At 40.7% G+C, this 7821-nt stretch carries 8 protein-coding genes; all 8 read right to left on the minus strand.

The genetic code is table 11. The features are described from left to right. Positions 1-302: 302 nt before the first annotated feature. Positions 303-1118, minus strand: a complete 816-nt coding sequence (locus tag ACYTR8_RS09720) for a Cof-type HAD-IIB family hydrolase (protein ID WP_269760945.1) — start codon at positions 1116-1118, stop codon at positions 303-305. Between the two features lie 245 nt (positions 1119-1363). After that, positions 1364-1885: a YjbQ family protein gene (locus tag ACYTR8_RS09725; protein ID WP_269760944.1), complete on the minus strand. Its 522-nt coding sequence runs from the start codon at positions 1883-1885 to the stop codon at positions 1364-1366. A gap of 11 nt (positions 1886-1896) precedes the next feature. Further along, a complete protein-coding gene (locus ACYTR8_RS09730) occupies positions 1897-2574 on the minus strand; it encodes a triose-phosphate isomerase (RefSeq protein ID WP_443597871.1) in 678 nt (225 codons plus the stop codon). Beyond that, the gene (locus ACYTR8_RS09735; RefSeq protein WP_479642084.1) at positions 2574-3413 is read right to left on the minus strand and encodes a class II fructose-bisphosphate aldolase; all 840 of its coding nucleotides are present in this window, start codon (positions 3411-3413) and stop codon (positions 2574-2576) included. Before ACYTR8_RS09735 ends, ACYTR8_RS09730 begins: the two co-directional genes overlap by 1 nt. A gap of 1 nt (position 3414) precedes the next feature. Then, positions 3415-3699 carry a PTS sugar transporter subunit IIB gene (locus ACYTR8_RS09740; protein ID WP_269760943.1) on the minus strand — a complete coding sequence of 95 codons (285 nt, stop codon included), beginning with the start codon at positions 3697-3699 and terminating at the stop codon, positions 3415-3417. After that, positions 3696-5036 (minus strand): PTS galactitol transporter subunit IIC, encoded by a 1341-nt coding sequence (locus ACYTR8_RS09745; RefSeq protein WP_479642085.1) that lies wholly within the window; start codon positions 5034-5036, stop codon positions 3696-3698. The genes ACYTR8_RS09740 and ACYTR8_RS09745 overlap by 4 nt, the downstream gene beginning before the upstream one ends. A 9-nt stretch (positions 5037-5045) precedes the next feature. Next, complete coding sequence (locus ACYTR8_RS09750) at positions 5046-5504, minus strand: PTS sugar transporter subunit IIA (RefSeq protein WP_111715081.1); 459 nt, start codon at positions 5502-5504, stop codon at positions 5046-5048. A gap of 1 nt (position 5505) precedes the next feature. Next, the gene (locus ACYTR8_RS09755) at positions 5506-7455 is read right to left on the minus strand and encodes a BglG family transcription antiterminator (protein ID WP_479642086.1); all 1950 of its coding nucleotides are present in this window, start codon (positions 7453-7455) and stop codon (positions 5506-5508) included. Positions 7456-7821 lie beyond the last annotated feature (366 nt).

Raw genomic sequence — 7821 nt, forward strand, 5'->3', positions numbered from 1 at the left:
CATTAAGATCTGTTTGAACTTACTCGTTCTTTCTGTCGCTGACAGATTTATTTCTCGTTTTTGACGGGTAATATGTCTCCATATCACCCTCACATTTGGTTCGTCTTATTCAGTTCTCAAAGGTCTTGTCCTCTTTCGAGACAACTATTTTATTCTATCAACTTTTACTAACTTTGTCAACAACTTTTTTACTCTTTTTTTCGAATACTTCAGTCGCCAACGTCTGCTCAGCCGACAGCTTTATTAGTATACGATATTTATCCTCCTGATGTCAACAGCTTTTTGAGGTTTTAATATTGCATTTATTTTAATAAAAATTGATAGATAGCCTGTGCACAACCATCCTTATCATTACTAGCTACTTCAGCTTTGGCTAAAGCCTTTATGGTTCTGTTTGCATTTCCCATCGCAATGCCTAAACCTGCTTCGGATATCATTTTACGATCATTATCACCATCTCCTACTGCAATGGTCTGTTCGATTTCCAACTGAAGGTAGTTTACTAGAAATGTTAAAGCTTGACCCTTATTGACACCCCTTGCTGTGATTTCAATACCGGTTTTTTCTGCTTTAATTGCTGCCACTTGAAGATAATCCATAGCTTCAAGATAGTGGTCTCTTGCTTTTACTGTTTTAAAATAAAGGTTGACCTTTTCAATTTTTTCTTTTTTGTCAGCTAAGAGTGAATGGATATCATCTACAAAAACGGCAGTTGCTTGATACAACTTTTGATATTGATCCATATAATAGTTTTCAATGGAAAGAAAGTGACTTTCTTGGATATAGCCTTGGCTTTCTGACATCACAACTACCATCACATCTAATCCTTCTGTACTCTGGAGTAACTGTTGCAAAAAAATTGGCGGTAAACTTACCTGATAAATCATTCTTTCTTCTTGCAAATCATAAATCACTGCTCCACTTTCTAAAATAGCATATTGTAAGGAAGCTAAGTCTTGACGGTAGGGCTTTATTTCTGAGAGTGGACGTCCGGTAGCTAACACCACTTGTTTTTTTGCCTGGATAGCCTGGTTAATAGCTTTTAGACTGACTGTTGAGATTGTTTGTTCGTTTGTTAATAGAGTTCCATCCATATCAAAAGCAATTAACTGATACATGATATTACCTTTCTGTTAGGCACGCAAGGTGAATAGGGCTTGAGCGACTCTAGCATCGAGTTCAGCTGAAGTTTCGAAACCTTTAAAAAGAATCTATGGCTACTAGAATTTTCATAATTTTTCCCTATATTATTCCCCTTCTTTTCTATTTATTATAGCACGCTCTTTAAACTCTAGCGGTCTAAAAATGCTTAAGGCAGGTCTACCCTAAGCATTTTAACCCTGAGATAATGTATTTCGTACTTCTAGTCCCCTATAACCGTGATGTGATAGTGGCGCTTACGCTCTCTTGTTCTGTCAAAATCAACCAAGTAAAGGTAACCCGTTTTTCCCACATTCCATTTGCCTGAGGTAACAGCAATGGTTTGACTAGATCCTAATAAACTTGCTTTAAGGTGGGCATCAGCATTCCAAAGAGCTCTTTTATCACCATTTGGTAACCAATCCTCAGGGTTTTCCCAAGCCAAAACAGCTTGGTAGTGAGCTGGCCCTGGATAATGGTAAGACTCTTTAGCAAGATGTCTTGGAATAATTCTTTCTAATTGCTCTGATAAATCTAAATTGAGAAAGTCATCTCCCTCAGCATCTTTATCATGAGTATATTCTTCAAAGAAAACAGAACAAGTCGTATGTGGGGTAGTCACCACACAAATTCCTGTTTTAATAGAACTAGCTGCAATGACTTGTCTGACTACTTCCGAGATGTCATGATAACTATCGCGTTTAGCCACTGTCTCCACTGAAAATTCTTTTTGATAAACTGTCATTGGAACTCCTTTTAGAGAGCCTTTTGTAAGGCTGCTATCATGTCCTGAAACATTTGTTTGGGTGATGTTGCTTTCACGATACCACTAGTACAGCCTGTGCCATCTGCACCTGCCTTGATCACTTGGTAAACATCATCGGCTTGACTTACTCCTGCAGCCTGCATCATCAAAATATCTGGATTGATAGCTTTGACGGCAGCATTGGTCTCTTGAACATAGGATAAATCGCTGGTTTGGCCAGTGCCAATAAGCGCGGTGGGTTCGCATAAAATAATATCTGGGCTTAAGACGGCAGTGGCTCTGGCTTCTGCAACAGAATCTGCACAAACAATCGTTATTAATTCCAAAGCCTTAGCCCTTTCAAGGGCTTGAACTAACTCTGTCAAGGTCATCGGATTTTCGGCATGGTTTAAAAAAACTGCTCTGACCCCATTTACCACTAAGGATTCTGGCAAAACCTTCCCCATACCACGGCCAGGCGATATGCCATCCATGTGTTGAGCAGTTACAATGATATGCTTAGTGCGTTTGCTAAGCTCTGCTAATTCGGCGTAAGGCGCTGTCATAAAGATACTGATGTCATCAGTGACTAGGCTATCGGCCAACTCTGCTAATTGGTAAAGCTGTTCCCCATATAGGTAGGACTTGGGATTAAAAACAAAGAAATGACGATTAAGGTTTGCTTTCATTAACTACCTCCTCTTGTTGTTCCAAAAACATCATAGTAATGGTCTAGAACTTTTTCCATGGCAACTTGCATGGTAGACATCAAACTCGGATAATCAGTAATCTTTGAGTCAAGTCGATGTTGGTAGGCAGCTGCAATCATATCTGAAAAAATATTAATTTTGGCGATACCCTCTCGAGCACATCTAGCTAAATTGTCATCACCTGATGATGACCCCCCGTGTAAGACTAAAGGAATGGGCAAAGCTGCTGCAATTTCTGTCAAGCGCTCAAAGTTGAGCTTGGGCTGTCCTTGATAAATACCGTGTGCCGTTCCGATTGAGATCGCCAAGGCATCAACCAGTGTTTGTTCGTAAAAAAGTTTGGCATCTTCTAAGCTGGTATAAATCGAGTCTGTCACCCGATGGTTTTCCTGATTAGCATTGGCACCCACAAAGCCTATTTCAGCTTCAACGGCAATACCACGCGCTCTGGCATAATCAACAATCTCTCTGGTCTTTTTGACATTATCATCAAAGCTATCCAATGAAGCATCTATCATGACCGAATTAAACCCTAAGTCAATGGCTTTTTTAATAAAAGCGCTGTCTTGTCCGTGGTCCAAATGAAGAACTACTGGAGTTGATAAGGTTTGTTGGAAATAACGGCCAATGAGCGCTGCCTCTTCCAAGGATAACCACTGGCTGTGAGACTGGGCAAAAGCTAAAATCAAGGGGAGCTTGCGCTTCTCACTCACACTGGCATAGGCTTTGGCACTAGCAAAATCAATATAGTTCATAGCAGGCACAGCATAATGGCATGCTTTTGCTGCTTGCAATACCTGAGACATATCTGCTTTCATTTTAAGCCTCGATTTCTTTTTTAACCTCTTCCCATAGCTGATCTGTTCCAATTCCTGTTAGTAGCGGCAATCCCATAATGACCTTGTCTTTCACGCTATCTGGAACAACGGTTGTGGAAATAACCACGTCATAATCATCAATATGATTGATTTCTTCAGCGATTTTTGATTGGAACAGTTGGACTCTATCAGTGTAATCATTCTCAGCAACCCAAGCTTTGACTTTTCCCATAACAACTGTTGATGTGGCAATTCCTGAACCACACATGACTAATAATTTTTTCATTTGATTACCTCACTTTTCGAATTTGACCCTTTATTGACATAGAAGAGGCCTGCTAATGAGACGACTAAGACTAGCGTAATCACCAACCAAGGGAGATGATTGGCCGCAAAAATGAAGAGGCCTGTTGGCCATAGGCCACCTTCTGCCATAGCTGTGATACTTGAATGACCATCCAAATTGAATTTGGCAGCCTTAGCCGAAGCTGTTACAAGTGGGGCCGCCCAAGAGGTGATGTATAAGATTGACACCATGTAAATCGCACCGCCTATTACCGTCCGAACAATATTTCCTCTAAAGACAGCTGCCATCAGACAGACCACAAAAGGAATAGTTGCTAAATCTCCAAATGGCAAAGTCGTATTTCCTGGTAAGATAACAGCTAGTAAAATCGTAATAGGCACAAGCAATAAAGAACTTGATAAAACAGCTGGATGACCTACTGAAAGAGCGGAATCCATACCGATATTAACCTCGCGTCCTGGGAAGCGTTTTTGCACAAAACTGTTTGCCGCTTCCGAAATAGGAGCTAAACCTTCCATTAAAATAGAAACCATGCGCGGCATGAGAAGCATGACTGCTGCTGTCTTAACACCCAATTGCAAGATGCCTTGAACATCATAGCCAGCTAAAATACCGATTACAATCCCAATGATTAGCCCCATAACGGTACTTTCTCCAAAAATACCAAATTTCTTTTGAATACTTTCGGGATCCGCTTCAATTTTGTTAAAACCGGGAATGCGATCAAAAAGCCAATTTAAAGGGATAGCTACTAAAAATCCTGGTGCTGACGTTCCATGAGGAAACGTGATGTTAGGAAAACCATAGAATTTCTTAATCGCCGGTGCAATAATATCTGCCAGCAGATAAATCATCACTTGGTAGGCCAACATAGCGTAAAGTCCTAAGGCAAAATGTTGTGTCACCGCGTAAACAAGCGAAGCCACAAAGGCTGCGTGCCAAAAATTCCACATGTCAACCATTAATGTTTTCGTCCACCCGATGAACAGCAAGAAGATATCGATGGCAATTCCAATAGGAATAGCTAAGCTTCCTAGAAGCGTTCCATAAGAAATGGCGGCGGCTGCCGGCCATCCAACATCTAGAGTGGTTAATTGCAAGCCAAAACGTTCTACCATAGCTTGCGCTGCTTTTCCCAAACTTCCCGACAATAACTCGACAACCAGATTCAAGCCAACAAATCCAATCCCGACGGTTAAACCAGCATTAAAAGCCTTGCGTGCTGGGGTCCCCAAGAGCATCCCGAAGATAAAAATCAAGATAGGCAAGACCACAATGGCGCCTAAGTCAATAAAATGTTGCAACAAGTCAAACATAATAACCTCCTATATGATATGATGACGTGACAGTAACTGTAAAACACTTTCTTTTTGATCTGGTCCATAAGCCAATAGGTCATGCACCACATCAGGATTTTGCAATAGCGCAATTAGCTTTTGTAACATATCGACCTGCTCATGCGGGTCTTTGATGGCTAACATGATGATTAACCGAACAGAGACAGGCTGGTTATTAGTAGCCATCTGAGTAAAACTTACTGGCTCAGTCAAAGTCATGAGGGCAAGCTGAGTATGATTCACATGCTCACTATCCGTATGCGGAATAGCCACCCCATAACCCTCAAACTGAAGGCCTGTCGGGAAAATAGCTTCCCTATCTATCACCGCTTTGACATAACTGTCTTTGACCGCTCCTATCGCGACCAATTGATTGCCCAGATAATCGAGAGCTTGCTCAGCATTCTTAATGTTGTCTACTTGAAGACAAACCACTTCTTCTTGCATCTTAGTCCTCTTCTTTCTTTAGTAATAATTCGATAAATGCTTTTTCATCTGCCGTCTGAGATAAACTGTCAATGAAGGCTTCATTATCAATTTTGCTATAAAGGTGCACCAGAGCCTCTTTATATAACTCCTCTTCACCTTCTTTAATGGAAATCAACATGACCACCTTGACACGATTCTTGCCCCAAATCACTGGCTCTTTCAAGGTTAGCAACGAGAGTTGCGAACGTCCCACCATTTCTGGATTTGCATGTGGCAGAGCAATTCCAGTATAAACACTGGTGCTGCCCATCTTTTCTCTCTGGAGAATAGACGTGAGGTAACCAGAATTGTCACGATTTTCAGAAAAAGCATGCTGCGCTAAAAAACGTAAACAGTCTCCTTGACTTGTCAGCGCTTGATGTAAATAAACCTCGTGTTTAATCAAATCCTTTAGTAGGGCTTGTTTGGCATCGTAATCATCATGAACGATAGACAATACCTTGCGATTACCCTTGGTCAAATCTAAATAGAGCTTTTGGATATTATCCAACTCTTCATTGGTTAGAACAGGACTAACCAAGACATAAGGCAGTGGAAATTCTTTTAGCTGAATAGAGCTGATTAAGATGTCTGCTTGCCTGGCCACTGATGAGTCCAATTCAGATAAATCGACCGTCACCAGATGATCATAGTGCGAAATCAATCGCCTCAAGGAACTAATGATTAATTCTGACGTTGCCAAACCATGAGGACAAACAATGACAATTGTTAGTGGTTTTTCTAACTTTTCAACCGCTATCTCAAAATAAATGGTTAAAAAGGCAATTTCAGCATCCAACAATTCTAACTGGTACTGATCAGACAACACTTTCGAGGCTAACCAAACCACATGAAATAAAATCGAGTAACGTTTTTTAATCTCTTCTGTGGTTTGATTGGCAATATTGATCCCATTTTTCAGGCGGTAAATCATGGGTCTCAAATGGTTGCTAATCATCTTGACCAAATCTGTATCATGACTCAAATCAAGGCCAGATAACTGTCCCACTCTTTCAATCAGTTGCTTAGTCAATTGCACAAACTGCTGATTTTCCGAAGGAAAACTCTCATAACCCACCGATAAAATCGTTAAAGATAGTTGCTTTACTTCTTCCGGTAATAATGTATCCACAGGTCGATTGAGAGAATAGCAGAGCAAATCACCAGCAAAAGGGTAAACGCCAAACAAGGCCATATCTTGACCAATTGGTAAGGGCTGAGACCTTAACAAATAGCCCTGCTGATATCTTCTTGTCGCAATTAACAAATCCAAGATAAGGTAAATCTGGTACTGTTCTGAAATCGTATAAGCATATAAATCAGATGCTTCCTGCACTGCCTTGATGATGCCTTCAACGTTTTCTTGGTCAAAAAAGAAAGCTAACAGACCGTCAGATTGATGACTGTTTAGTTGCTCTGCATATTTCTCAATGAGCCGATTACGGAAAAAATGACGGCAGGCTAGCTCATCACCTTCCAAAGAAACGAAACCATTGTACCTAATCAACTGACAGTTATAATCTGCTAGCTGCATATCAAGCTTTTCAAGGTCACGTCGAATAGAGGTCTCACTGACAAATAAGTCCAACGAAAGATCTAAAATCGAGAGGGAATGCCCAAGTAAAAAGAGAGATTTAAGGTAAACATCCTCACGCTCCCAAAATGAATGGTCCTTATCCGTCGCTTGAACCTGATGGTCCAAAGCCTGACAAAGGGATTCCTTCAGACTGTCTGCCCCAAGAATACAAACCCCATGCCTAGGAACTTTTTTCAAGACAAGATCATAGGGCGTCAAAAACTCTTGCAAAACCAGTAAATCACTGTAAATCGTTTTTACCGACACTTCAAAACGATCTGCTAAAACCTGACCGCTTTGGTAGTCTCGTGAGCGAAGCAACAGTCTTAGCACACCAATCTGACGATGATTCATTCTTACTCCTTTTCTTAACCTAACTCCATTTTATAGTAAGCGCTTACTTTTGTGAAACCAACTTACTTCCACATTAATCTTAACCTATTGACGATTGCGCCAATAAACAGTACCCCCACTAGCAGCCACGCCACTATCAAACACAAAAAAAGAGCACTAGAACAATTCTAACGTACTCTCTCATCTTCTATTGTTATGCTAAAGGGGCTCTCTGTCAAGTCTGAAGGGGTAGGGAAACACGCCGTACGCATGAAAACTTTCTCTTCATCCTTTTGTGCCCGGACATCAATTTTGAAAAGATTCCTTTTTAAATCAATCATCTGCTTAGCCTCTTTCTCCAAATAATTGGGCTAAATAATCTTTCAA

It is taken from the genome of Streptococcus sp. F2, from assembly GCF_056500955.1.